We start from the raw sequence: 23,574 nt of genomic DNA on the forward strand, positions 1-23,574 counted from the left end.
CCGAAAAGCTTCCGTTAGTCGGCAGCCACCTCGGCATCGCCGCCGATGCGGCGAGCCTGCAGGGTGGACACCTTGATATTGCGGCGGGCTGCGACCGAACGCGGCGAATCCTGGTGCTTCAGCGCATCGAAGGTCGCGCGCACCATGTTGTAGGGGTTCGACGAGCCGATCGACTTCGCCACCACGTCCTGGACGCCGAGCGTCTCGAACACGGCGCGCATCGGACCGCCGGCGATGATGCCGGTACCGGCCGGAGCTGCACGCAGGTAGACACGGCCCGCGCCATGACGGCCGGCGATGTCGTGATGCAGCGTGCGGCCTTCGCGCAGCGACACCCGGGTCAGGTTGCGCTTGGCGGATTCGGTGGCTTTCCGGATCGCCTCAGGCACTTCGCGCGCCTTGCCGTGACCGAAGCCGGCGCGGCCCTTCTGATCGCCGATCACGACCAGCGCTGCGAAACCGAAGCGCTTGCCGCCCTTGACGACCTTGGCCACGCGGTTGATGTGGACGAGCTTGTCGACGAACTCGCTGTCGCGCTCTTCGCGCTGCTGGCGGTCACGTCCGCCGCGTTGATCGCGTCCACCACGTTGTTCGCGTTCTGCCATTTTTCCAATCCTTCAGAGGCTTGCGCCTCAATCCTCAAATTCTGTTAGAAGCTCAGCCCGCTCTCACGCGCCGCGTCGGCCAGTGCCTTGACGCGCCCGTGATAGAGATAGCTGCCGCGATCGAACACGACTTCCTTGACGCCCTTCTCGGCGGCGCGCTCGGCCAGCAGCTTGCCAACCGCCTTCGCCGCATCGATATCGGCACCGGTCTTGCCGCCGTCGCGCATCGACTTCTCGAGCGAGGAGGCAGAGGCCAGCGTCTCGCCCTTCAGGTCGTCGATGACCTGGGCGTAGATGTGCTTCGACGAGCGGAACACGGACAGGCGCGGACGGCCGCCACCGGAGCGGCGCAGCTTCAGCCGCACACTCCGCTTGCGCCGGGCATTCGTAACCTTGGCTTTCGACATGACCGGCTCCGTTACTTCTTCTTGCCTTCCTTGCGGAAGATGAATTCGCCAACATACTTCACGCCCTTGCCCTTGTAGGGCTCCGGCGGGCGATAGGAGCGAATCTCGGCGGCGACCTGGCCGACGCGCTGGATGTCGCTGCCCGTCACCGTGATCTCGGTCGGCTTCGGCACGGTGATCGTGATCCCTTCCGGGATCGCGTAGACCACGTCGTGGCTGTAGCCGAGCGCGAGCTGCAGGTTCTTGCCCTGCATCGCGGCGCGGTAACCGACGCCGGTGATTTCGAGCTTCTTCTCGAAGCCCTTGGTGACGCCTTCGACCAGATTCGCGACCTGGGCGCGAGCGGTACCGTACAGCGCCCGCGCGCGGTTGGTCTCGACCCGCGGGTTCACCTTGACCTGGCCGTTCTCGAGCTTCACTTCGACGTCGTCATGGACAACGAATTGAAGCTGGCCCTTCGGCCCCTTCATCTTGACGGTCTGCCCGTCGACGGTCGCGGTCACACCCGACGGCACCGCTACCGGCCTTTTGCCAACTCGTGACATGGATCAAAAATCCTTCTCAGAACACCGTGAAGAGGACTTCACCGCCCACGTTCGCTTCACGCGCACTGTGGTCGGCCATGATCCCCTTCGGCGTCGACAACACCGAAATACCGAGTCCGTTATTGACCCGCGGCAGGTTCTTCACCGAGGCGTAAACGCGACGCCCGGGCTTGGAGACACGTTCGATCTCGCGGATGACGGGCTCGCCGTCGAAATACTTCAGCTCGATCTCGATCTCGCTGCGGCCCGAGGAATGCTCGAGCGTGGCGTAACCGCGGATGTAGCCCTCGCTCTTCAGCACTTCGAGGACGTTCTCGCGCATCTTGGAGCCAGGCGTGGAGACCTTGGACTTGGCGCGCATCTGCGCGTTGCGGATACGGGTGATCAGATCGCTGATTGGATCGTGCGTAGACATCTAAACGACCCTCCTTACCAGCTCGACTTCACGAGGCCCGGGACCATGCCCTTGGAGCCAAGTTCGCGCAGCGCGATACGGGACAACTTGTTCTTGCGGTAGTTCGAGCGCGGACGGCCCGACAGCTCGCAACGCAGACGGATGCGGGTCGCCGACGAATTGCGCGGCATTTCCGCAAGCTTCAGGGTCGCGGCGAACCGCTCTTCCATCGGCAGCGTCTTGTCGGCGATGATCGCTTTCAACCGCGCGCGCTTCGGAGCGGCGTTCTTCGTCATCCGCTTGCGCCGGTTATTCTTCTCGATTGAACTCTTCTTTGCCATGCTTGGCTCCTGGGTATCCGCGTTTGAGAGGCTTTAGGTCAGCGTCTCACTGCCGGAACGGGAAATTGAAAGCGGTCAACAAGGCCCTCGCCTCTTCGTCGGTCTTGGCCGTGGTGCAGACAGTGATGTCCATACCGCGGGCTTCCGTAACCTTGTCGAAGTCGATCTCGGGGAAAATGATGTGCTCCTTGATGCCGAGCGAGTAGTTGCCGCGACCGTCGAAGCTCTTCGGGTTCAGGCCGCGGAAGTCGCGGACGCGCGGCAGCGCGACCGTCACCAGGCGATCGATGAACTCGTACATGCGGGCCTTGCGCAGCGTGACCTTGCAGCCGATCGGCTGATTCTCACGCAGCTTGAAGGTCGCGATCGCGATACGCGAATAGGTCACGATCGCCTTCTGGCCGGCGATCTGGGTCAGCTCGGCGGCGGCGTTCTCGGCCTTCTTGCGGTCGTTGACGGAATCGCCAACGCCCATGTTCAGCACGACCTTGTCCAGGCGCGGAACCTGCATGACGTTCTCGTAACCGAACTTCTCGGTCATCGCCGTGCGGATCTTCGCGTCGTATTCCGCGCGCAAGCGCGGGGTGTAAGCGGTCTCAGCCATCGATCTCAGCTCCCGAGCTCTTGGCGATGCGAACCTTCTTGCCGTCCGCCAGAATCTTGAATCCGACGCGGGTCGGCTTCCCGTCCTTGCCGACATACGCGATGTTGGACAGTTGGATCGGCGCCTCTTTCGAGATGATGCCGCCCTCCTGGGCCTGCGTCTGCTTCTGGTGACGCTTGACCATGTTGACGCCGCGCACGAGCGCCGTGCCGGCGTCGGGGCGCACTTCGAAAACTTCGCCGGTGCGGCCCTTGTCGCGGCCGGTCAGCACGACGACCTTGTCGCCTTTGCGGATCTTCGCAGCCATCACAACACCTCCGGCGCGAGCGAGATGATCTTCATGTGGTTCTTGGCGCGCAGCTCGCGCGGCACGGGCCCGAAGATACGGGTGCCGACCGGCTCGGCCTGGTTGTTGATCAGGACGGCAGCGTTGCGGTCGAAGCGGATGACCGAACCGTCGGCGCGGCGGATGTCCTTGCGGACACGCACCACGACGGCCTTCATCACGTCGCCCTTCTTCACCTTGCCACGCGGAATCGCTTCCTTGATCGAGACGACGATGATGTCGCCGATCGTGGCGTAGCGGCGCTTGGAGCCCCCGAGCACCTTGATACACATGACACGGCGTGCGCCAGAATTATCGGCCACGTCGAGGTTGGTCTGCATCTGAATCATTGATGCACCTCGTCCTCTTCTCTTTGCGCCAGCCTAGCCGGCGCTCAACATTTCCCTGAAGTCAGTCGGCCAAGGCCAACAGATCAGGCGCTTTTCTTGTGTTCGCCCCGGATCACGATCCAGCGCTTCAACTTCGAAATCGGCTTCGATTCCTCGATCCACACCATGTCGCCCGGCTTGAACTGGTTGTCCTCGTCGTGCGCGTGGTAATTCTTGGAACGGCGGATCGTCTTCTTGTAGATCGGGTGCGTGAAGCGGCGATCGACGCGCACAACGACCGTCTTGGCTGTCTTGTCGCTGACGACCACGCCCTGCAAAGTACGTTTTGGCATCTTCGTAAGCCTCTTACTTCTTCTTCGCGCGCTGCTGCGCGGCGATGGTCTTGATCCGGGCGATGTCACGGCGGGCCTCGCGCAGGCGCGAGGTGTTCTCGAGCTGCCCGGTGGCACGCTGGAAGCGCAGGTTAAAGCGCTCCTTCTTCAGGTTCAGGACGGCGTCATCCTGCTGGTCGGGGCTCAACGCGCGGATGTCTTCGATTTTCATCTGGGCCATGGCCATTACTCCGCAATGCGCTCGACGAAGCGCGTCTTGATCGGCAGCTTGGCGGCGGCAAGCGTCAGCGCTTCCTTCGCGGTCTGCACCGTGACACCGTCGATCTCGAACAGCACCCGGCCCGGCTTGACCCGCGCCACCCACAGCTCCGGCGCACCCTTGCCGGAGCCCATGCGGACTTCGGCCGGCTTCTTCGACACCGGAACGTCGGGGAACACGCGGATCCAGACCCGACCGGCACGCTTCATGTGGCGGGTCAGCGCGCGGCGGGCGGCTTCGATCTGGCGCGCGGTGACGCGCTCAGGTTCGGTCGCCTTCAGGCCGAACTGGCCGAACGCCAACGTCGCGCCCGAAGACGCAACGCCGTGGATGCGGCCCTTATGCGCCTTCCGGAACTTCGTTTTCTTAGGTTGCATCATGGCTTCAAGCCCTCAAATTCTCTGTGCTGGCGTCAGGCCGCGTCACGGCGCTGACGGCCGCCGCGATCGCCACCGCCGCCGGTCTCGCCTTCGGCCATTCTCTTGTCCTGGGCCATCGGATCGTGCTCGAGGATCTCGCCCTTGAAGATCCAGACCTTGACGCCGCAGGTGCCGAAGGTCGTGAACGCGGTCGCAACGCCGTAGTCGATGTCCGCGCGCAGCGTGTGCAGCGGCACACGGCCTTCGCGATACCACTCCATGCGCGCGATTTCCGCACCGCCCAGACGACCCGAGCAGTTGATGCGGATGCCTTCCGCGCCGAGACGCATCGCCGACTGCACGGCGCGCTTCATGGCACGGCGGAACGCGACGCGGCGCTCGAGCTGCTGCGCGATCGATTCGGCTACCAGCGTCGCATCGAGCTCCGGCTTGCGGATCTCGACGATGTTGATGACGACGTCGGACGAGGTGATGTCCGCGACCTTCTTGCGCAGCTTGTCGATGTCGGCGCCCTTCTTGCCGATCACCACGCCCGGACGGGCCGAGTGGATGGTGACGCGGCACTTCTTGTGCGGACGCTCGATCACGATGCGGGCGACGGCCGCCTGCTTGAGCTCCTTGTGCAGGATCTCGCGGATCTTGACGTCCTCGTGCAGCAGCTTGCCGTATTCCTGCTTACCGGCGAACCAGCGGGAATCCCAGGTCCGGTTGATGCCGAGACGCAGACCGATCGGATTGATCTTTTGACCCATCGTGTTCTCCTGCGTCCCTTAAGCCGCTGCTTCGGCTTCGACCTGACGAACAATGATCGTCAGTTGCGAAAATGGTTTGTAGACGCGGCCCGAACGACCGCGACCGCGCGCTGCGAAGCGCTTCATCACGAGGCCGTTGCCGACGAAAGCCTGGGTCACGACGAGATCGTCGACGTCCAGGTCGTGGTTGTTCTCGGCGTTGGCGATCGCCGATTCCAGGCACTTCTTGACGTCGACCGCGATCCGCTTGCGCGAGAACTGCAGGTCGGCAAGTGCCGCAGACGCCTTCCGGCCGCGAATGAGCTGGGCGACCAGGTTGAGCTTCTGCGGGCTCACCCGCAGCATCCGGGCGACCGCCTTGGCCTCATTCTCGGCGAGGCTCCGTTCGCGCTTAGGTTTGCTCATCGTTTAATCCTCAAGCCTTCTTGGCTTTCTTGTCACCGGAGTGGCCATGGAAGGTCCGGGTCGGCGAGAACTCGCCGAACTTGTGACCGACCATTTCCTCGTTGACCGCCACCGGCACGTGCTTCTGACCGTTGTAGACACCGAAGGTCAGACCGACGAACTGCGGCAGGATCGTCGAGCGACGGCTCCAGATCTTGATGACGTCGTGACGGCCGGACGCGCGCGCGGCATCTGCCTTCTTGAGCAGAGAGCCTTCGACGAACGGGCCTTTCCAGACTGAACGAACCATGTCCGGCGTTCCTTACTTCTTCCGCTTGTGGCGGCTTAGGAGAATGAATTTGTTGGTCGACTTGTTGCTGCGGGTCTTCTTGCCCTTGGTCGGCTTGCCCCACGGGGTCACCGGGTGGCGACCGCCCGAGGTACGACCTTCACCACCGCCGTGCGGATGGTCGATCGGGTTCATCGAGACGCCGCGGTTGTGCGGGCGACGGCCCATCCAACGCGTGCGACCGGCCTTGCCGATCGAAGTGTTCATGTGGTCCGGGTTCGACACCGCACCGATCGTGCCGCGGCAACGGCCGTGCACCAGGCGCTGCTCGCCCGAGTTCAGGCGGATGATCACGTAGTCATGGTCGCGACCGACGAGCTGGGCATAGGTGCCGGCCGAACGGGCGAGCTGGCCGCCCTTCCCGATCTTGGTCTCGATGTTGTGGATGATCGTGCCGACCGGCATGTTGCCGAGCGGCATGACGTTGCCCGGCTTCACGTCGACATAGTTGCCGGCGATGATGGTGTCACCCACGGCCAGGCGCTGCGGCGCCAGGATGTAGGCCTGCTCGCCGTCCTCGTACTTGATCAGCGCGATGAAGCCGGTGCGGTTCGGATCGTATTCCAGCCGCTCAACGGTCGCGGGAACGTCGATCTTCTCACGCTTGAAGTCGACGGTACGCAGCGTCTTCTTGTGACCGCCGCCGCGGAAGCGCACGGTGATGCGGCCGGTGTTGTTGCGGCCGCCCGAGGAGTGCTTGCCCTCGGTGAGCGCCTTGACCGGCTTGCCCTTGTAGAGCGCCGAACGATCGACCATGACCAGCTGGCGCTGGCCCGGCGTCGTGGGATTGAATGTCTTCAGTGCCATCGTCGTACGACCTTACAGACCGGTGGTGACGTCGATCCGATGGCCCTCTTCGAGGGTCACGATCGCGCGCTTGGTGTTCGACTGCGAGCCGAGATTGCCGCGGAAGACCTTGGTCTTGCCCTTGCGGACCAGCGTGTTGACGCTCTTGACCTTGACGTCGAACAGCTTCTCGATCGCTTCCTTGATCTGCGGCTTGGTCGCCTTCGCGGCCACCTTGAACAGGACCTTGTTGTGCTCGGACGCCAGCGTCGCCTTTTCGGTCACGACCGGAGCGACGATCACGTCGTAATGGCGAGCCTCGATGTTCTTCGTCATTTGAAGCGCGCCTCCAGCGCATCGATGGCGGCCTTGGTCAGAACAAGCTTCTGACGGCGCAGGATGTCATAGACGTTGATGCCCTGGATCGGCAGCACATCCATGTTCGGGATGTTGCGGGCTGCGGCGGCGAAGCCGTTGTTGAGCTCGGCGCCGTCGATGATCAGCGCGTTGGTGAGCCCCAGGCCCGAGAAGTGACCGAGCAGCGCCTTGGTCTTGGCGGCTTCCAGCGCGGCCTTGTCGATCACGAGCAGATCGCCGTCCTTGGCCTTGGCCGACAGCGCATGCTTGAGAGCAAGCGCGCGGACCTTCTTCGGCAGGTCGGTGGCGTGCGAACGCACCACCGGACCGAAGGCACGACCGCCGCCGCGGAACTGCGGCACGCGGGCCGAGCCGTGACGAGCACCGCCGGTGCCCTTCTGCTTGTACATCTTCTTGCCGGTGCGCCAGATCTCGGCGCGGCCCTTGGCCTTGTGGGTACCGGCCTGACGCTTGTTCAGCTGCCACTGCACGCAACGCGCAATGATGTCCTGGCGCGGCTCGAGGCCGAAAATGGCGTCGGAAAGCTGGACCGAACCGGCTTCCTTACCTTCGAGGGTGGTGACTTTCAATTCCATCTCACGCACCCTCCTGCTGGGCCGCAGCCTCGGCTTCGCCACCCGCAACCTTGAACTTGCCGGGCTTCGGAGCTTCCTTCGGCAGCGGCTTCTTGACGGCGTCGCGCACGCGGATCCAGCCGCCCTTGGAGCCGGGAACGGCGCCTTCGACGAGGATCAGACCGCGCTCGACATCGGTCTGGACGACGCGAAGGTTGAGCGTGGTGATGCGGTCGACACCCATGTGGCCGGGCATCTTCTTGTTCTTCCAGGTCTTGCCGGGGTCCTGACGACCACCGGTCGAACCGATCGAGCGGTGCGAGACCGACACGCCGTGAGTGGCGCGCAGACCGCCGAAGTTCCAGCGCTTCATGCCGCCGGCAAAGCCCTTACCGACCGATGTGCCGGTGACGTCGACGAACTGGCCGACCACGAAGTGGTCGGCGAGGATCTCGGCGCCGACGGGGATCATCTGATCCGCGGAGACGCGGAATTCCTCGACCTGCCGCTTCGGCTCGACCTTGGCGACCGCGAACTGGCCGCGCTCCGCCTTGGGCATGTACACGGTCTTGCGGCTGCCAGAACCAAGCTGGAGCGCGACGTAACCGTTCTTCTCTTCAGTGCGGTGGCCTACGACCTGGCAATTGCCGAGCTTCAGCACGGTCACGGGGATATGTTCGCCGGCCTCTGTAAAGACCCGCGTCATCCCGACCTTTTGTGCGATCACTCCGGAGCGCATCGGCGTGCTTCCTGTTCTTTCTGTCCGCAAGTGGCGAACGTGATCCAAAAATCTTAGAGCTTGATCTCGACGTCGACACCGGCCGCCAGGTCGAGCTTCATCAAAGCATCGACGGTCTGCGGGGTCGGATCGACGATGTCGAGCAGGCGCTTGTGAGTGCGCATCTCGAACTGTTCGCGGCTCTTCTTGTCGACGTGGGGCGAACGGTTGACGGTGAACTTCTCGATGCGGGTGGGCAGCGGAATGGGTCCGCGGACCTGCGCGCCGGTGCGCTTCGCCGTGTTCACGATCTCGCGGGTCGACGTATCGAGGATACGATGGTCGAACGCCTTGAGACGGATACGAATATTTTGGCCGTTCATTGCCGTGTCTTTCTTAGTGAGTGGCGAGTAGCGAATAGCGAATGGATTTCATCCACTCGCCACTCGCCATTCCCTATTCGCGTGATTACTCGATGATCGAGGCGACGACGCCGGCGCCGACGGTACGGCCGCCTTCGCGGATCGCGAAGCGGAGCTTCTCTTCCATCGCGATCGGCACGATCAGGTGCACTTCCATCGCGATGTTGTCGCCCGGCATCACCATCTCGGTGCCTTCCGGCAGGTGCACGACGCCGGTCACGTCGGTGGTGCGGAAGTAGAACTGCGGACGGTAGTTGGTGAAGAACGGTGTGTGGCGACCGCCCTCTTCCTTGGTGAGGATGTAGGCCTCAGCCTTGAACTTGGTGTGCGGCTTGACCGAACCCGGCTTCGCCAGCACCTGGCCACGCTCGACGTCCTCGCGCTTGGTACCGCGGAGCAGCGCACCGATGTTGTCGCCGGCCTGGCCCTGATCGAGCAGCTTGCGGAACATTTCGACGCCGGTGACCGTGGTCTTCTGGGTCGCACGCAGACCGACGATCTCGATTTCCTCGCCGACCTTGACGATGCCGCGCTCGACACGGCCGGTCACGACGGTGCCGCGGCCCGAGATCGAGAACACGTCTTCAACCGGCATCAGGAACGGCTGGTCGATCGGACGCTCCGGCTGCGGGATGTATTCGTCGACGTTCTTCATCAGCTCGAGGATGGCGTCGTGGCCGAGCTTCTTGTCGGAATCTTCGAGGGCGGCGAGCGCCGAACCCTTGATGATCGGGATCTTGTCGCCCGGGAACTCGTACTTCGAGAGCAGTTCGCGGACTTCGAGCTCGACGAGCTCGAGCAGCTCCGGATCGTCGACCATGTCGCACTTGTTGAGGAACACGACGAGCGCGGGCACGCCGACCTGGCGGGCGAGCAGGATGTGCTCGCGGGTCTGCGGCATCGGGCCGTCAGCAGCCGACACGACCAGGATCGCGCCGTCCATCTGGGCAGCGCCGGTGATCATGTTCTTCACGTAGTCGGCGTGGCCGGGGCAGTCGACGTGGGCGTAGTGGCGGTTCTTGGTCTCATACTCGACATGCGCGGTCGAGATGGTGATGCCGCGCGCCTTCTCTTCCGGCGCCTTGTCGATCTGGTCGTACGCCGTGAACGTCGCACCGCCGGTCTCGGCGAGGATCTTGGTGATCGCAGCCGTCAACGACGTCTTGCCATGGTCGACGTGACCGATGGTGCCGATGTTGCAGTGCGGTTTGTTACGTTCAAACTTTGCTTTGGCCATTTGACTCTCCGTTCAATCGTCAGCTTGAGACCGACGATAATCAGGCAAACTTCTTCTGGACTTCTGCCGACACGTTCGCCGGCGCTTCTGCGTAGTGGTCGAACTGCATGGTGAAGGTCGCGCGACCCTGGCTCATCGAGCGCAGATTATTCACGTACCCAAACATGTTCATGAGCGGCACCATCGCGTTGATGACGTTGGCGTTGCCGCGCATGTCTTGACCCTGGATCTGACCGCGCCGGGAATTCAGGTCTCCGATGACCGAGCCGGTGTAGTCTTCCGGGGTCACCACTTCGACCTTCATGATCGGCTCGAGCAGGACGGACTTGCCCTTCTGCAAGGCCTCGCGGAATGCAGCACGCGAAGCGATTTCGAAGGCGAGCGCCGACGAGTCGACGTCGTGATACTTGCCGTCAACGAGCTGCACCTTGACGTCGACCACCGGGAAGCCCGCGACCACGCCGGAGCTCATCACGCTGTTGAGGCCCTTTTCGACGCCGGGGATGTATTCCTTCGGCACCGCGCCGCCGACGATCTTCGATTCGAACTCGTAGCCCTTGCCGGGCTCGTTCGGCTCGACGACGATTGACACTTCGGCGAACTGACCGGTACCACCGGTCTGCTTCTTGTGCGTGTACTTGACTTCGGCCTTCTTGGTGACGCGCTCACGGAACGCCACCTGCGGCGCGCCGATGTTGGCATCGACCTTGTAGGTGCGGCGGAGGATGTCGACCTTGATGTCGAGATGGAGTTCGCCCATGCCCTTGAGGATGGTCTGGCCGGACTCCTGGTCGGTCGACACGCGGAAGGACGGATCCTCCGCAGCGAGCTTCGCCAGCGCCACGCCCAGCTTTTCCTGGTCGGCCTTGGACTTCGGCTCGATCGCGATCTCGATGACCGGCTCGGGGAATTCCATCTTTTCGAGGATCACCGCCTTGTCGGGATCGCACAGCGTGTCACCGGTGCGCGCTTCCTTCAGGCCTGCCAGCGCAACGATGTCGCCGGCATAGGCTTCCTTGATGTCTTCGCGGTTGTTCGCATGCATCAGCAACATGCGGCCGATGCGCTCCTTGCGGTCGCGCGTCGAATTGATGACGCCGGTACCCGACAGCAGCGTGCCGGAATAGATACGGCAGAAGGTGATGGTGCCGACGAACGGATCGTCCATGATCTTGAACGCCAACAGAGCCAGCGGCTCCTTGTCGTCCGGCAAACGAACGATCTCGTTGCCGTCTTCATCGACACCCTTGATGGCGGGCACGTCGACCGGCGAAGGCAGATAATCCACGACCGCGTCGAGCAAAGGCTGCACACCCTTGTTCTTGAACGCCGAGCCGCACAATACCGGGAAGAACGCGCCAGTCAGCACGGCCTTGCGGATCAAGCGCTTCAACGTCGCCTCATCGGGCTCCTTGCCGTCGAGGTAAGCGGCAAGAACTTCGTCGTCGAGTTCGACGGCGGCTTCCAACAGTTTCTCGCGATATTCCTTGGCCTTCTCGACCATGTCCTCGGGAATATCGATGTCGACGAACTTGGCGTCGAGCTTCTCTTCTTCCCAGACCACGCCCTTCATACGGACGAGATCGACCAGACCCTTGAAGTTGTTCTCGGAGCCGATCGGAAGCTGGATCGCGATCGGCTTTGCGCCGAGGCGATCGATAATATCCTGCATGCACTTGTAGAAGTCGGCGCCGGTCTTATCCATCTTGTTGGCGAAGACGATGCGCGGAACCTTGTACTTGTCGCCCTGGCGCCAGACGGTCTCGGTCTGGGGCTCGACGCCCTGGTTGGAGTCGAGCACGCACACGGCGCCGTCGAGCACGCGCAAGCTGCGCTCGACCTCGATGGTGAAGTCGACGTGGCCGGGAGTGTCGATGATGTTGAGACGCTTGCCTTCCCAGAACGCGGTGGTCGCGGCCGACGTAATCGTAATGCCGCGCTCCTGCTCCTGCTCCATCCAGTCCATCGTCGCGGCACCTTCGTGCACTTCGCCGATCTTGTGGCTCTTGCCGGTGTAATAGAGGATGCGCTCGGTGGTCGTGGTCTTGCCGGCATCGATATGCGCCATGATACCGAAGTTGCGGTAATTCTCTATGGCATGAACGCGGGGCATGGAGTGTTCCTTAGATTCCGTGTGTCGCCGTTACCAGCGATAGTGCGAGAAGGCGCGGTTGGCTTCCGCCATCCGGTGCACGTCTTCGCGCTTCTTGACGGCGTTACCCCGGCTATTCGATGCGTCCAGGAGTTCCGCGGAGAGCCTCTCGGTCATCGTCTTCTCGTTGCGCTCGCGCGCAGCCGAAATCAGCCAGCGAATGCCCAGCGCCTGCCGGCGCACCGAGCGAACCTCAACCGGAACCTGATAGGTCGCGCCACCGACGCGGCGGGAGCGCACTTCGATCGTCGGCATGACGTTCTCGAGTGCCTGCTCGAACACGCCGAGCGGGTTCTGCTTGGTCTTGGATTCGATGAGGCCAAGCGCACCGTAGACGATGCCTTCGGCAACCGACTTCTTGCCGGCATACATCACCGAGTTCATGAACTTCGTGATGATGATGTTCCCGAACTTGGGATCCGGCAGAACTTCGCGCTTTTCCGCTGAGTGACGACGAGACATGGACCTGGTTCCCGCTTACTTCGGACGCTTGGCGCCGTACTTCGAACGGCGCTGCTTACGGTTCTTGACGCCCTGGGTATCCAGAACGCCGCGGAGGATGTGGTAGCGCACGCCGGGCAAATCCTTGACGCGGCCGCCGCGGATCATGACCACCGAATGCTCCTGGAGGTTATGGCCCTCGCCGGGGATGTAGCCGATCACCTCGAAGCCGTTGGTCAGGCGCACCTTGGCGACCTTACGAAGCGCCGAGTTCGGCTTCTTCGGAGTCGTGGTGTAGACGCGCGTGCAAACGCCGCGCTTCTGCGGCGACTGCTGCAACGCTGGCACCTTCTTGCGCGACTTCTGCACTTCCCGCGGTTGTGCGATCAGCTGGTTGATCGTCGGCATCCTGGCCTTCACCCTTTTTCTGCCGCGGCCCCTTGCGGGTCCGCCATCTTGCCGCGGCCCGTCGCCGGGTCCGCAAATTCTCTTCGAGCCACCCACCCGACGGGGCCGCACTGCGCGGAACAATCCGCACAAAGCGAAATCGCGCCAACCGCTCATCACTGAGCGGAAAGCGCTTCGACGCCACAGAGGACCGCAGTCTTGAGCCAATCAGCGAAACGCTGAGGCCCACGCACCGAGGTCATGCATCCGAGTTCGATCTCAAGAGAACACGCTCAAGAGAACTAAAATCGCCTGGCATTGCCTAGCTATGATCGACAGCGTTTGAGCGGCATTCGTCGAGGTTGGTGCCCGTCCTGCGACCCCGAGGGATCAAACGGGTGGCCCGTTCCGACGCTGGCGATGCTCACCGCCTGTCGTAAGTGAGGCGCTTTCTATAAGTGAGAGTCGCTCAAGTCAAGGCGAAACGACAGTCAGAAAGCGCTTCTCGCACCTGTAGAAATCGTCTGTTTGGCGCCCTCGCCGCACCTTCCCGATATGGGAACGAAGTGCCGGTTCCGCCAGTCCCAACCAATTTATACCCGGGAGAAATATACTTTTATAACCAATGCTAAGGCTTTTTTTCCTCTTGATGCGTCAATCTGCCACCTTCGGGCGGAGACAGACGCCATGCGGTACACCGACATTGCCATTATCGGCGGGGGACTCGCCGGCTCGACCTCCGCCGCAATGCTCGGCAGCGCCGGCATTTCGACCGTGCTGATCGATCCGCACGAGACCTATCCGGCCGATTTTCGCGTCGAAAAGCTCAGCGGGCACACCCAGGTCGAGCGATTCTCGCGGACCGGAATCGCAGAATCGGTGCTGAGCCGCGCGACTTTTGCCGGCGAGAACTGGATCGCGCGATTCGGTCACCTGCTCGACAAGGCGCCGAGCCGGCAGTTCAACATTCTCTACGATTGTCTGGTCAACGCGATCCGCGACGAAATCCCCGAGAGCGTCGAGCGCATCTGGGCCAAGGCGGTGTCGGTCGAGACGAGTCCGGAGCGGCAGAGAATCACGCTCGCCAACAACGAAACGATCTCGGCTCGCCTGATCGTGCTCGCCAACGGCCTGAACGTCGGCCTCCGCCACCAGCTCGGCATCGCGCGAAAGATCATCAGCGCCTGCCATTCGATCTCGATCGGGTTCGACATCGTGCCGGCGGGGCGGACCTCATTCGATTTTCCGGCGCTGACCTATTTCTCGGAGCGGCCGAGCGACCGCATCCCCTACATCACGATGTTCCCGATCGGCACGCGGATGCGCGCGAACCTGTTCGTCTACCGTGGCTTCGACGATCCCTGGCTGCGTGAGCTGCGCGCCGCGCCGGCAGCGACGTTGGATGCCGCCCTGCCGCGTCTGAAACGCATCACCGGTCCCTTCGACATCGCTGGCGAGATGAAGATCCGCCCGGTCGATCTCTATGTGAATGACGCCAGCCATCAGCCCGGTCTGGTGCTGGTCGGCGATGCCTTCTCGACCTCCTGCCCGGTTGCCGGCACCGGCTGCGACAAGGTCTTCACCGACGTCGAGCGGCTCTGCAACGTCTACATCCCACAATGGCTGGCTTCCGACGGGATGGATGCGGACAAGATCGCCACCTTCTACGGTGATGCGGTCAAGCTGGCCTGCGATGAATGGTCTGCGGCGAAAGCATTCGACTTCCGCTCGGTTTCGGTAGCGACGGGCCCCTACTGGACGACTCAGCGCTGGGCGCGTTTCTTCGCCTGGTCGGCCCAGGGATTAATGCGGCGACTTGGCGGAGCGTTTCATCTGGAGCCGAACTTCCTCGGTCACTCCTCCTCGTCGTCCTCATCATCCTCGTCGAGATCGTCCTCGTCATCATCGCTGTCGTCGTCAGCTTGAGCCGCAGCGCCGTGGGGCTGATGGGTCTGGTCGTTCCACAGCTTGCGATAGGTGCCGTTCCTGGCGAGCAGCTCGGCATGCGAGCCGCGCTCGATCGCCCTGCCCCCTGAAATCACGATGATCTCGTCCATCTCGACCACCGAGCTCAGGCGGTGGGTCGACCAGATCATGGTGCGGCCCTTGGCGACCTTCAGCAACGTACGGTTGATCGCGGCCTCCGTGGTCTGGTCGAGCGCCGAAGTGGCTTCATCCAGCAGCAGCACGGACGGATTGCGGATGACCGCGCGTGCGATCGCGATGCGCTGACGCTGGCCGCCCGACAAGGTATCGCCGCGCTCGCCGACCGGCGTGTCGTATCGCTGCGGCAAGCTCATGATGTAGCGATGGATCTCGGCCTTCTTGGCCGCCTCCTCCACCTCCTCGTCAGTCGCCCCCTCCTTGCCCAGCCGGATGTTCTCGCGGATCGACATGTTGAACAGCATGTTCTCCTGGAACACGACCGCCATGCTTCGGCGCAGCGAATCCAGCGTTACCTTGCGGACGTCGACGCCATCGATGGTGACCCGCCCCTCGTCCGGCACGTAGAGCCGCAGAATCAGATTGAGCAGCGTGCTCTTGCCGGAGCCGGAGGGGCCGACGATGGCGATGCGCTTGCCGACATTGAGCTTGAGGCTGAGATTGTCCAGCACCGGCGTCTGGCTGCCCTCGTACTGAAACGTCACATGGTCGAAGGTGATGTCGTGGGTGATGCGCGGCAGATCCGGCGCGCCCGGGCGATCGGCGCCGCGCGTTGGCTCGTCGAGCAGCTCCTGCATGTGGCGGATCGCGGCGGCCGAGGAGATCGACACCGGAATGAAGTGCATCACATGGGCAATGTTGTAGGACACCTCCCAGAACGCGCTCTCGAACGTGACGAAGGTGCCAATGGTGATCTGGCCTTTGGTTGCCAGATACGCGCCGATCGCGAGCACGACGAGGTGCAGCAGCAGCACCGAGATGGTGACCGTCCGCTCTACCATGGTCGACAGGAATGCGGCTGAGGCAATCCGGTTCCGCGTCTCGTCGTTGCGGAAGGCGAAGAAGCCGAACATCCTGCGTTGCAGGCTGAACGCCTTGATCACGGCCTGCGCCGCCACATTCTCCTGCACCATGCCGAGCAGCGCGCTTTCGTTGAGCTTCTGCTCGTAATTGGCCTGCACCGCCTTTGGTGTGAGCATGCGCGGCCCGATCAGCGTGATCGGGAACACCAGCAGCGCGACCACCGCGAGCTGCCAGTTCAAAAAGAACATCAGGATGATGCCGGCGATCAACTCCAGGAACGGCAGCGCCGCGCTGTTGGCGAAGGTCTTGACCGAGCCCTCGAAGGCAGCCTGGTCGACGGAGAAACGTGACAGGATCTCGCCGCGCTTGGTGCGGCCGAAATAGGCGGCCGGGAGGTCCTGGACGTGCTCGAACAGCCGCCTGCGGACGTCGGAAATGATGCAGGCGGCGAGCCGTGCGTCCCAGCGCTCGTACCAGACCGCGACGATCGAGGTGAAGATGCCGGCGACCGCGAGCACGCCGAGGATCTTGTACAGCGCCTGGAAATCCTCCTCGCCGAGCGCGTCGTCGATCAGGAACTTCAGGCTGAGCGGCATGATGACGTTGAACAGCGTCTCGACCAGCACGCCGAACGCCACATACGACAATGTCCGCTTGTAGTTGGTGAGATAGGGTTTGACGAAACCCCAGATGGTCGCGAGCGCGCCGGCGGCTTCGCGGGCGGTAAAGACGACGAGGTCCTCATCCTCATCGTCGTCGTCGAGGTCCAGCTCGTCGTCCTCGTCTTCCTCATCCTCGTCGTCTTCAAGCTCGGGCTTCTCGCCGGCCACGAGCTTGTCCTCGAGCTCAGCCGCCTCTTGCGCGGCGAGCTTCTGTTTGTCGGGAGAGAGAGGCCTGGACGCCATGAAACCAACCGATGCTGACGGCCGGCATGACCGCAAAGAAGCAGGGAAATAGCGGAACGCCGCTATTGCACCGATTCTATGCGATCAGGATGAATTCGGCAAAGCAATTGGCGAATTCTTCCGATCCTTGAGGCTAGTCGTCGTCTTCGTTCTCGACCTTGTCGAAGAAGGAGTAGCGCAAGCTGTCGGCGTCGGCATACCACTGGCCCGGGCCCTTGTTGGCGGCGAGCGTCGCTTCCCAGAGCGCATCCGTACAGTCCTTGCGGTGCATCGCGAGATCGAAGCCGTTGCCGAAGAACAGCTCGGACCATTCCCACCAGGTGCCGAGCTTCCTGACGCCGCGTAACAGGTCATAGCGGTCGATCAGCGCAGGCGCCATGTCCGAGGTGATCGAGCCGAACACAAGCCCGATCTTGACCACGCGATTCAACTCGCGGATCGCGCGGACCACCTGCTTCGGGGAAACATGGCAGAGGCTCGTCTCGAACACGAAGTCGAACGCGCCGTCCTTGAACGGCATGTCGGTGATCGAGCCGAGCTTGTTGTACTTCTTCAGCGCCTTCGGCGTCCTGGCGTGGATGGCGCGGTTGTTCTCGATGCCCCAGGCATCGATGCCGCGCTCTCGCAGCGCACCGACCAGCTCGCCGCTGGCGGCGCCCGCGACCAGCAGCTTGGCGGCCTTCACCTTGCCCCAGACGATGCCGATCAGTTTGGTGAGATAGTCGGGATCGGTGAACTGCCGCCACGCCTCGCCGTAAGGCCCCTGGCCGCGATAGTCCTCGAAATAGTCGCGATCGATCTTGTTCGACAGCGGCTTCGCGTCCTGGCTGTGCGCGCGGCGCAGGCGCATCATCTCTGTCAGGATGATGTCGGTCGCAGCATCCGAGGAGTCGAGCAGGCCGTTCAGCGTCGAGTCGAACAGATAGTCGCCGACCACGACGATGCCGGGATGCTCCTTCGGCTCGGGCCGGTGATTGGTCATGACGTCGCGCACGGGCAGTCCGCCCGGAATCGCGTTCACCGACGACAACCAGCGGTGGACCTTGCCTTCCATGAAATGCGCGCGTGCATCGCCGAGCGAGGCCGGCAGCGATTTCAGCGCGGCGTCGATCAGGTCCTGGTCCGAGAGATTGGCGAAGGCCAGCGCGTCGGAGCCGGGAATGAGCCAGTTCAGCACACCGTGCTTGCCGACGTCGTGGCGCGCGCCTTCGTTGTAGACGCAGCAGCCGCCAAAGGCTTCCGACATGAACCAGGCGCCGGAAATCCTGTCGCCCCAGAACGGCGAATCGAACAGGATCGAGACGCGCAGGTAGTGTGCTGGACGATCGAAATAGGAGACGTGCTTGACCATCGACTTGCGGAGCTGCTCGCCCTCCCAGCCGACCGTCGCAAGCCAGGAATGCGGCAGGCAGACCAGCACGAGGTCGAAGTCGCGCGTCTCCGGCCCCTTGCCGTTCATCATCTTGAGCTGGTAGCGGCCGGTCGGCGCCTTGCCGACGGTGAGCACGCGGTGATTGAGCTGGATGTCGGCATTGACCTCCGACTGGAGGCAGTCGACGATCTGCTCGTTGCCGTTCTGGATGGAGTAAAGGCCGATGTAGCCGTCGACATCCATCAAATAGTTCTTGAGCGCGTTGAGCCCGTTGGTGTTGTGGCTTTCGGTGGCGAGATCGGAGCGCGCCATCACCTTGAAGAAGCGTTTCGCGATCTCGTCCTCGACCTCTTCGTCGAGCACCTGCTCGGCGGTCTTGTAGGCCCAGGGATTCTCGTTGTCGTGCGCCCCGACGCCCTCGTAGTACTCGATCGGCGACATCTGTTCGGCGCAGCGCTTGCGGAACGCCTCGATCGCCGCCGCGGTCTTCGCGCCGTATTTGCGGCGCATGCCGGCGACGTCGTTGAGGAGCTCGCCGCCGAACTGCACCTGCTCGGCGTCCATCGGAATGGTCTGAAGCCCGAAATGCTGGATCAGCTCGCGCAGCGGGTCGGGCCCGGTCATCGAGTAATCGTAGATCTCGGCAACACCGGCCTCGTACATCGCCGGCGCGGAATCGAATTTGCGCGTGACGATCTTGCCGCCGAGCCGGTCGGAGGCCTCATAGATGGTGATGCGGCAGAGGTCACCGAGCTTACGCTTCAGGTACCAGGCGCTCATCAGCCCGCCGGGGCCGCCGCCTACGATTGCGAGATCAAGCATGTCAGTTCCGTGGTCTCCGGCCCTGCCCCCGTCACGGGACCACCGGTCTAAGCTCCCTTAGCAGAAGCTCTTTTCCGCCTGAAGGAAAGATGAACAAAGGTTGATCCTGCATCGCAGCAAGCAAACAAAGCAGCAAAAAGGCCGGCTTGCGCCGGCCTTTTCATTGTCCTCGGTATTCCTACGGATGAACCATCATTCCGCGGGCGGAAGAGCCATCGGCTCCGCTTCCGGCGCCGGCGATACGACGGACGCCTGCTTCTCGCGCTCGTCGAGGATCATCTTGTCGCGCTTCACGGCGACCTCGCGGATCTTGGCCATGGAGGCGCCGGTGCCCGCCGGGATCAGCCGGCCGACGATGACGTTCTCCTTGAGGCCTTCGAGCGGGTCGACCTTGCCGTTGACCGCCGCTTCCGTGAGGACGCGAGTGGTCTCCTGGAACGAGGCCGCCGAGAAGAAGGAGCGGGTCTGGAGGCTCGCCTTAGTGATGCCGAGCAGAACCGGCGTTCCCGTGGCGATCTTCTTGCCCTCTTCCTTGGCCTTCTCGTTGAGCTGGTCGAACTCGATCTTGTCGACCTGCTCGCCCGAGATCATGTCCGTGTCGCCCTGGTCGGTGACTTCCACCTTCTGGAGCATCTGACGGACAATCACCTCGATGTGCTTGTCGTTGATGAGCACGCCCTGGAGCCGGTAGACCTCCTGGATCTCGTTGACCAGATAGGCCGCGAGCTCCTCGATGCCCTTGACCGCCAGGATGTCGTGCGGTGCCGGGTTGCCTTCCACGATGAAGTCGCCCTTTTCGACGACGTCGCCGTCCTGAAGGTGGATGTGCTTGCCCTTCGGGATCAGGTACTCGCGTGCCTCATCCGTCTTGTCCATCGGCTCGATCGAGATGCGACGCTTGTTCTTGTAGTCGCGCCCGAACCGGATGGTGCCCGCGATTTCGGCGATGATCGCCGCATCCTTCGGACGCCGTGCCTCGAACAGCTCCGCCACCCGCGGCAGACCGCCGGTGATGTCGCGCGTCTTGGCGCTTTCGGTCGAGACACGGGCAAGGATGTCGCCCGTCTGGACCTTGGCTCCGATGTCGACCGACAGAATGCCGTCGACCGACAGCATGTAGCGGGCGTCGCCGCCACGGGCGAGCTTGAGCACCTTGCCGTCCTTGCCCTTGATCACGATGGCCGGACGCAGGTCCGCGCCGCCGCGCTGCGAGCGCCAGTCGATGACCACGCGCTTGGCGATACCGGTGGCTTCGTCCAGCGTTTCCGAGATCGACTGCCCCTCGACCAGATCCTCGAAGCCGATGGTGCCTTCCACCTCGGTGAGCAGCGGACGGGTATAGGGATCCCACTCGGCGATACGCTGGCCGCGCTTGACCATGTCGCCCTCGTCGACGTGCAGGCGCGAACCGTACTGAATACGGTGCGTCGCACGCTCGGTGCCGTCGGCATCGACGATCGCGATCACCATGTTGCGCACCATTGCGACCAGGTGACCTTCGCTGTTACGGGCGATGGCCTTGTTCCTGATCACGATCTTGCCGTCGAAGTTGGATTCGACGAACGACTGCTCGTTGAGCTGCGCCGCACCGCCGATGTGGAAGGTGCGCATGGTGAGCTGGGTACCCGGCTCGCCGATCGACTGCGCCGCGATGACGCCGACCGCTTCGCCGTGGTTGACCGGCGTGCCGCGGGCGAGGTCGCGGCCGTAGCACTTGCCGCAGATGCCGTTGACGAGTTCGCAGGTCAGTGCCGAGCGAATCTTCACCTCCTGGACGCCGCCCTGGTGGATGGCATCCAGATGGCTCTCTTCCATCAGCGTACCGCGCTTGATGATCACCTTGCCCGAGCTGTCACGCACGTCTTCGCAGGCCGTGCGTCCGAGGATGCGCGAGCCAAGCGAAGCGACCACGGTGCCGGCATCGACGATGGCGCGCATCTTGATGCCGAGCTTGGTGCCGCAATCATCCTGCGTGATGATGCAGTCCTGCGCGACGTCGACCAGACGACGGGTCAGGTAGCCGGAGTTCGCGGTCTTCAACGCGGTGTCCGCGAGACCCTTGCGGGCGCCGTGGGTCGAGTTGAAGTACTCGAGCACCGAGAGACCTTCCTTGAAGTTCGAGATGATCGGCGTCTCGATGATCTCGCCCGACGGCTTGGCCATCAGGCCGCGCATGCCGGCGAGCTGGCGCATCTGGGCCGGCGAACCGCGCGCACCGGAGTGCGCCATCATGTAGATCGAGTTGATGTCGGCATCGGCTCCACTCGCCGTCTTCTTGGTGGAGGAGATCTCCTTCATCATCGCCTTGGCGATTTCCTCGGTCGCCTTCGACCAGGCGTCGACGACCTTGTTGTACTTCTCGCCATGGGTGATCAGGCCGTCATTGTACTGCTGCTCGAAATCCTTCGCCAGCGTACGGGTGGTATCGACGATCTTCCACTTGGAGTGCGGAACGACCATGTCGTCCTTGCCGAACGAGATGCCGGCCTTGAACGCGTTGTAGAAGCCGAGCGCCATGATGCGGTCGCAGAAGATCACCGTCTCCTTCTGACCACAGTGGCGGTAGACCTGGTCGATCACGCCCGAGATTTCGCGCTTGGTCATCAGCTTGTTGATGATCTCGTACGAAATCCGCGGGTTCTTCGGCAGCAGATTGCCGAGCATGACGCGGCCTGCGGTGGTCTCGATCCAGCGCGTCGAGACCTTACCGGTCTCGTCCATGCCTTGCCACCGATACTTGATCTTGGTGTGGAGGTGGATGACCTTCGCATGCAGGGCATGCTCGAGCTCGGCCATGTCGCCGAACCTCTTGCCCTCGCCGGGCAGGCCTTCACGCATGATCGAGACGTAGTACAGACCGAGCACGATGTCCTGCGACGGCACGATGATCGGCTGGCCGTTCGCCGGATGCAGGATGTTGTTGGTCGACATCATCAGCACGCGCGCTTCCAGCTGCGCTTCCAGCGACAGCGGAACGTGCACGGCCATCTGGTCGCCGTCGAAGTCGGCGTTGAACGCAGCGCAGACCAGCGGGTGAAGCTGAATTGCCTTGCCCTCGATCAGCACCGGCTCGAACGCCTGGATGCCGAGGCGATGCAGCGTCGGCGCGCGGTTGAGCAGCACCGGATGCTCGCGGATCACCTCGTCCAGGATGTCCCAGACCTCGGGCCGCTCCTTCTCGACCAGCTTCTTCGCCTGCTTCACGGTGGTGGACAGGCCCTTGGCGTCAAGCCGCGAATAGATGAACGGCTTGAACAGCTCGAGCGCCATCTTCTTCGGCAGGCCGCACTGATGCAGGCGCAGCTCGGGACCGACCACGATCACCGAACGGCCCGAATAGTCGACGCGCTTGCCGAGCAGGTTCTGACGGAAGCGGCCCTGCTTGCCCTTGAGCATGTCGGCGAGCGACTTCAGCGGACGCTTGTTCGCACCCGTGATGACGCGGCCGCGGCGGCCGTTGTCGAACAACGCGTCGACGGCCTCCTGAAGCATGCGCTTCTCGTTGCGGATGATGATGTCGGGCGCACGCAGCTCCATCAGCCGCTTCAAGCGGTTGTTGCGGTTGATGACGCGGCGGTAGAGGTCGTTGAGGTCCGAGGTCGCGAAGCGGCCGCCGTCCAGCGGCACCAGCGGACGCAGATCCGGCGGGATCACTGGAACCACGGTCAGGATCATCCATTCCGGCTTGTTGCCGGAATGGCGGAACGCCTCGACGATCTTCAGGCGCTTGGCGAGCTTCTTGTGCTTGATGTCCGAGTCGGTCTCATGCATCTCCGCGCGCAAGGTCACCTCGAGCTTCTCGAGGTCCATGCCCTTGAGCAGTTCGCGGATCGCTTCCGCGCCGATCATGGCGGTGAAGGAATCCTGGCCGTACTCGTCCTGCGCCTTCAGATACTCGTCTTCCGACAGCAGCTGGCGGTCCTTGAGCGCGGTGAGGCCCGGCTCCAGCACGACGTAGTATTCGAAGTAGAGGATCCGCTCGAGATCCTTCAGCGTCATGTCGAGCAGGAGGCCGATGCGCGAGGGCAGCGACTTCAGGAACCAGATGTGGGCAACGGGGGCCGCGAGCTCGATATGGCCCATGCGCTCGCGCCGGACGCGCGACAGCGTGACTTCGACCGAGCACTTCTCGCAGATGATGCCCTTGTACTTCATGCGCTTGTACTTGCCGCACAAGCACTCGTAATCCTTGATCGGCCCGAAGATGCGCGCGCAGAACAGACCGTCGCGCTCGGGCTTGAAGGTGCGGTAGTTGATGGTTTCCGGCTTCTTGATCTCGCCGTACGACCAGGACAGAATCTTCTCCGGAGACGCGATCGAGATCCGGATCTGGTCGAAGACCTGAGCCGGCGTCGTCGGATTAAAGAGATTCATAATTTCTTGGTTCATCGTCTTCTCCTCGCGTG

The 23,574-nt window shown here is 62.8% G+C and carries 27 protein-coding genes; 1 reads left to right on the forward strand and 26 read right to left on the reverse strand.

From position 1 onward, the window contains the following. Positions 1–14: 14 nt before the first annotated feature. From rpsE to rpsL, 23 genes are all read right to left on the reverse strand, one after another. Positions 15–605 carry a 30S ribosomal protein S5 gene (rpsE, locus tag ABIB73_RS34850; protein WP_211386649.1) on the reverse strand — a complete coding sequence of 197 codons (591 nt, stop codon included), beginning with the start codon at positions 603–605 and terminating at the stop codon, positions 15–17. Positions 606–649: 44 nt separating this feature from the next. Next, positions 650–1,012, reverse strand: coding sequence for a 50S ribosomal protein L18 (gene rplR / locus ABIB73_RS34855; protein WP_007603036.1), 363 nt, complete (start codon positions 1,010–1,012; stop codon positions 650–652). A gap of 11 nt (positions 1,013–1,023) precedes the next feature. Beyond that, on the reverse strand, positions 1,024–1,557 hold the full coding sequence (gene rplF / locus ABIB73_RS34860; RefSeq protein ID WP_027549201.1) for a 50S ribosomal protein L6: 534 nt from the start codon (positions 1,555–1,557) through the stop codon (positions 1,024–1,026). Positions 1,558–1,573: 16 nt separating this feature from the next. Next, positions 1,574–1,972, reverse strand: a complete 399-nt coding sequence (rpsH, locus tag ABIB73_RS34865) for a 30S ribosomal protein S8 (protein ID WP_027535303.1) — start codon at positions 1,970–1,972, stop codon at positions 1,574–1,576. Positions 1,973–1,986: 14 nt separating this feature from the next. After that, positions 1,987–2,292 (reverse strand): 30S ribosomal protein S14, encoded by a 306-nt coding sequence (gene rpsN, locus ABIB73_RS34870; protein WP_354231716.1) that lies wholly within the window; start codon positions 2,290–2,292, stop codon positions 1,987–1,989. A 46-nt stretch (positions 2,293–2,338) separates the two neighbouring features. Continuing rightward, positions 2,339–2,896 (reverse strand): 50S ribosomal protein L5, encoded by a 558-nt coding sequence (gene rplE, locus ABIB73_RS34875; protein WP_354231718.1) that lies wholly within the window; start codon positions 2,894–2,896, stop codon positions 2,339–2,341. Further along, positions 2,889–3,203, reverse strand: coding sequence for a 50S ribosomal protein L24 (gene rplX / locus ABIB73_RS34880; RefSeq protein ID WP_018647249.1), 315 nt, complete (start codon positions 3,201–3,203; stop codon positions 2,889–2,891). Before rplX ends, rplE begins: the two co-directional genes overlap by 8 nt. Further along, positions 3,203–3,571 (reverse strand): 50S ribosomal protein L14, encoded by a 369-nt coding sequence (gene rplN, locus ABIB73_RS34885; RefSeq protein ID WP_008549246.1) that lies wholly within the window; start codon positions 3,569–3,571, stop codon positions 3,203–3,205. The genes rplX and rplN overlap by 1 nt, the downstream gene beginning before the upstream one ends. 83 nt (positions 3,572–3,654) lie before the next feature. Further along, the gene (gene rpsQ, locus ABIB73_RS34890; protein ID WP_071912842.1) at positions 3,655–3,903 is read right to left on the reverse strand and encodes a 30S ribosomal protein S17; all 249 of its coding nucleotides are present in this window, start codon (positions 3,901–3,903) and stop codon (positions 3,655–3,657) included. Between the two features lie 13 nt (positions 3,904–3,916). Further along, positions 3,917–4,123, reverse strand: a complete 207-nt coding sequence (rpmC, locus tag ABIB73_RS34895) for a 50S ribosomal protein L29 (protein ID WP_247984064.1) — start codon at positions 4,121–4,123, stop codon at positions 3,917–3,919. 5 nt (positions 4,124–4,128) lie between these two features. Next, entirely contained in the window at positions 4,129–4,542 is a 414-nt protein-coding gene (rplP, locus tag ABIB73_RS34900) for a 50S ribosomal protein L16 (RefSeq protein ID WP_354078117.1), read from the reverse strand. A gap of 32 nt (positions 4,543–4,574) precedes the next feature. Next, entirely contained in the window at positions 4,575–5,294 is a 720-nt protein-coding gene (gene rpsC / locus ABIB73_RS34905) for a 30S ribosomal protein S3 (protein WP_027535295.1), read from the reverse strand. Positions 5,295–5,312: 18 nt separating this feature from the next. Next, a complete protein-coding gene (gene rplV, locus ABIB73_RS34910) occupies positions 5,313–5,699 on the reverse strand; it encodes a 50S ribosomal protein L22 (RefSeq protein WP_354231721.1) in 387 nt (128 codons plus the stop codon). A 10-nt stretch (positions 5,700–5,709) separates the two neighbouring features. Then, entirely contained in the window at positions 5,710–5,988 is a 279-nt protein-coding gene (gene rpsS / locus ABIB73_RS34915; RefSeq protein WP_008136357.1) for a 30S ribosomal protein S19, read from the reverse strand. A 12-nt stretch (positions 5,989–6,000) separates the two neighbouring features. Continuing rightward, entirely contained in the window at positions 6,001–6,834 is an 834-nt protein-coding gene (gene rplB / locus ABIB73_RS34920) for a 50S ribosomal protein L2 (RefSeq protein WP_354231723.1), read from the reverse strand. 12 nt (positions 6,835–6,846) lie between these two features. Then, a complete protein-coding gene (locus ABIB73_RS34925; RefSeq protein ID WP_027535292.1) occupies positions 6,847–7,149 on the reverse strand; it encodes a 50S ribosomal protein L23 in 303 nt (100 codons plus the stop codon). Further along, positions 7,146–7,766, reverse strand: coding sequence for a 50S ribosomal protein L4 (gene rplD, locus ABIB73_RS34930; RefSeq protein ID WP_011088150.1), 621 nt, complete (start codon positions 7,764–7,766; stop codon positions 7,146–7,148). The genes ABIB73_RS34925 and rplD overlap by 4 nt, the downstream gene beginning before the upstream one ends. Before the next feature lies 1 nt (position 7,767). Beyond that, complete coding sequence (gene rplC, locus ABIB73_RS34935; protein WP_354231725.1) at positions 7,768–8,484, reverse strand: 50S ribosomal protein L3; 717 nt, start codon at positions 8,482–8,484, stop codon at positions 7,768–7,770. A 53-nt stretch (positions 8,485–8,537) separates the two neighbouring features. Continuing rightward, entirely contained in the window at positions 8,538–8,846 is a 309-nt protein-coding gene (gene rpsJ, locus ABIB73_RS34940; RefSeq protein WP_002712302.1) for a 30S ribosomal protein S10, read from the reverse strand. An 85-nt stretch (positions 8,847–8,931) separates the two neighbouring features. Next, on the reverse strand, positions 8,932–10,122 hold the full coding sequence (gene tuf, locus ABIB73_RS34945) for an elongation factor Tu (RefSeq protein WP_129268061.1): 1,191 nt from the start codon (positions 10,120–10,122) through the stop codon (positions 8,932–8,934). Positions 10,123–10,162: 40 nt separating this feature from the next. Beyond that, positions 10,163–12,235, reverse strand: coding sequence for an elongation factor G (fusA, locus tag ABIB73_RS34950; protein ID WP_354231727.1), 2,073 nt, complete (start codon positions 12,233–12,235; stop codon positions 10,163–10,165). A 30-nt stretch (positions 12,236–12,265) separates the two neighbouring features. Beyond that, complete coding sequence (gene rpsG, locus ABIB73_RS34955) at positions 12,266–12,736, reverse strand: 30S ribosomal protein S7 (RefSeq protein WP_045008219.1); 471 nt, start codon at positions 12,734–12,736, stop codon at positions 12,266–12,268. A 15-nt stretch (positions 12,737–12,751) separates the two neighbouring features. Then, positions 12,752–13,123 (reverse strand): 30S ribosomal protein S12, encoded by a 372-nt coding sequence (gene rpsL / locus ABIB73_RS34960; protein WP_007603006.1) that lies wholly within the window; start codon positions 13,121–13,123, stop codon positions 12,752–12,754. A 666-nt stretch (positions 13,124–13,789) separates the two neighbouring features. Here rpsL and ABIB73_RS34965 point away from each other — a divergent pair. Next, positions 13,790–15,028, forward strand: coding sequence for an FAD-dependent oxidoreductase (locus ABIB73_RS34965; protein ID WP_354231729.1), 1,239 nt, complete (start codon positions 13,790–13,792; stop codon positions 15,026–15,028). On the opposite strand, the gene ABIB73_RS34970 is transcribed toward ABIB73_RS34965, so the two are convergent. The 3 genes from ABIB73_RS34970 to rpoC form a co-directional block, all read right to left on the reverse strand. Continuing rightward, entirely contained in the window at positions 14,956–16,974 is a 2,019-nt protein-coding gene (locus tag ABIB73_RS34970) for an ABC transporter ATP-binding protein (protein WP_354231731.1), read from the reverse strand. The two genes, ABIB73_RS34965 and ABIB73_RS34970, sit on opposite strands and share 73 nt — an antisense overlap. Before the next feature lie 133 nt (positions 16,975–17,107). Then, complete coding sequence (locus tag ABIB73_RS34975; RefSeq protein ID WP_354231733.1) at positions 17,108–19,168, reverse strand: FAD-dependent oxidoreductase; 2,061 nt, start codon at positions 19,166–19,168, stop codon at positions 17,108–17,110. Positions 19,169–19,360: 192 nt separating this feature from the next. Beyond that, positions 19,361–23,557: a DNA-directed RNA polymerase subunit beta' gene (rpoC, locus tag ABIB73_RS34980; protein WP_354231735.1), complete on the reverse strand. Its 4,197-nt coding sequence runs from the start codon at positions 23,555–23,557 to the stop codon at positions 19,361–19,363. Positions 23,558–23,574 lie beyond the last annotated feature (17 nt).

It is taken from the genome of Bradyrhizobium sp. F1.4.3 (assembly GCF_040548375.1).
Classification (GTDB): domain Bacteria; phylum Pseudomonadota; class Alphaproteobacteria; order Rhizobiales; family Xanthobacteraceae; genus Bradyrhizobium.

Bases quoted from the DNA above. Each gene is read 5' to 3' on its own strand.
- rpsG (WP_045008219.1), bottom strand. From the start codon at position 12,736: ATGTCTCGTCGTCACTCAGCGGAAAAGCGCGAAGTTCTGCCGGATCCC.
- rplP (WP_354078117.1), bottom strand. From the start codon at position 4,542: ATGATGCAACCTAAGAAAACGAAGTTCCGGAAGGCGCATAAGGGCCGC.
- rplE (WP_354231718.1), bottom strand. From the start codon at position 2,896: ATGGCTGAGACCGCTTACACCCCGCGCTTGCGCGCGGAATACGACGCG.
- ABIB73_RS34925 (WP_027535292.1), bottom strand. From the start codon at position 7,149: ATGACGAAGAACATCGAGGCTCGCCATTACGACGTGATCGTCGCTCCG.
- rpsC (WP_027535295.1), bottom strand. From the start codon at position 5,294: ATGGGTCAAAAGATCAATCCGATCGGTCTGCGTCTCGGCATCAACCGG.
- rpsL (WP_007603006.1), bottom strand. From the start codon at position 13,123: ATGCCGACGATCAACCAGCTGATCGCACAACCGCGGGAAGTGCAGAAG.
- tuf (WP_129268061.1), bottom strand. From the start codon at position 10,122: ATGGCCAAAGCAAAGTTTGAACGTAACAAACCGCACTGCAACATCGGC.
- rplR (WP_007603036.1), bottom strand. From the start codon at position 1,012: ATGTCGAAAGCCAAGGTTACGAATGCCCGGCGCAAGCGGAGTGTGCGG.
- rpmC (WP_247984064.1), bottom strand. From the start codon at position 4,123: ATGGCCCAGATGAAAATCGAAGACATCCGCGCGTTGAGCCCCGACCAG.
- rpsJ (WP_002712302.1), bottom strand. From the start codon at position 8,846: ATGAACGGCCAAAATATTCGTATCCGTCTCAAGGCGTTCGACCATCGT.
- rpsN (WP_354231716.1), bottom strand. From the start codon at position 2,292: ATGGCAAAGAAGAGTTCAATCGAGAAGAATAACCGGCGCAAGCGGATG.
- rplX (WP_018647249.1), bottom strand. From the start codon at position 3,203: ATGGCTGCGAAGATCCGCAAAGGCGACAAGGTCGTCGTGCTGACCGGC.
- fusA (WP_354231727.1), bottom strand. From the start codon at position 12,235: ATGCCCCGCGTTCATGCCATAGAGAATTACCGCAACTTCGGTATCATG.
- rpsE (WP_211386649.1), bottom strand. From the start codon at position 605: ATGGCAGAACGCGAACAACGTGGTGGACGCGATCAACGCGGCGGACGT.
- rplN (WP_008549246.1), bottom strand. From the start codon at position 3,571: ATGATTCAGATGCAGACCAACCTCGACGTGGCCGATAATTCTGGCGCA.
- rplF (WP_027549201.1), bottom strand. From the start codon at position 1,557: ATGTCACGAGTTGGCAAAAGGCCGGTAGCGGTGCCGTCGGGTGTGACC.
- rpsH (WP_027535303.1), bottom strand. From the start codon at position 1,972: ATGTCTACGCACGATCCAATCAGCGATCTGATCACCCGTATCCGCAAC.
- rpsS (WP_008136357.1), bottom strand. From the start codon at position 5,988: ATGGTTCGTTCAGTCTGGAAAGGCCCGTTCGTCGAAGGCTCTCTGCTC.
- rplB (WP_354231723.1), bottom strand. From the start codon at position 6,834: ATGGCACTGAAGACATTCAATCCCACGACGCCGGGCCAGCGCCAGCTG.
- rplC (WP_354231725.1), bottom strand. From the start codon at position 8,484: ATGCGCTCCGGAGTGATCGCACAAAAGGTCGGGATGACGCGGGTCTTT.
- rplD (WP_011088150.1), bottom strand. From the start codon at position 7,766: ATGGAATTGAAAGTCACCACCCTCGAAGGTAAGGAAGCCGGTTCGGTC.
- rplV (WP_354231721.1), bottom strand. From the start codon at position 5,699: ATGAGCAAACCTAAGCGCGAACGGAGCCTCGCCGAGAATGAGGCCAAG.
- rpoC (WP_354231735.1), bottom strand. From the start codon at position 23,557: ATGAACCAAGAAATTATGAATCTCTTTAATCCGACGACGCCGGCTCAG.
- ABIB73_RS34975 (WP_354231733.1), bottom strand. From the start codon at position 19,168: ATGCTTGATCTCGCAATCGTAGGCGGCGGCCCCGGCGGGCTGATGAGC.
- ABIB73_RS34965 (WP_354231729.1), top strand. From the start codon at position 13,790: ATGCGGTACACCGACATTGCCATTATCGGCGGGGGACTCGCCGGCTCG.
- rpsQ (WP_071912842.1), bottom strand. From the start codon at position 3,903: ATGCCAAAACGTACTTTGCAGGGCGTGGTCGTCAGCGACAAGACAGCC.
- ABIB73_RS34970 (WP_354231731.1), bottom strand. From the start codon at position 16,974: ATGGCGTCCAGGCCTCTCTCTCCCGACAAACAGAAGCTCGCCGCGCAA.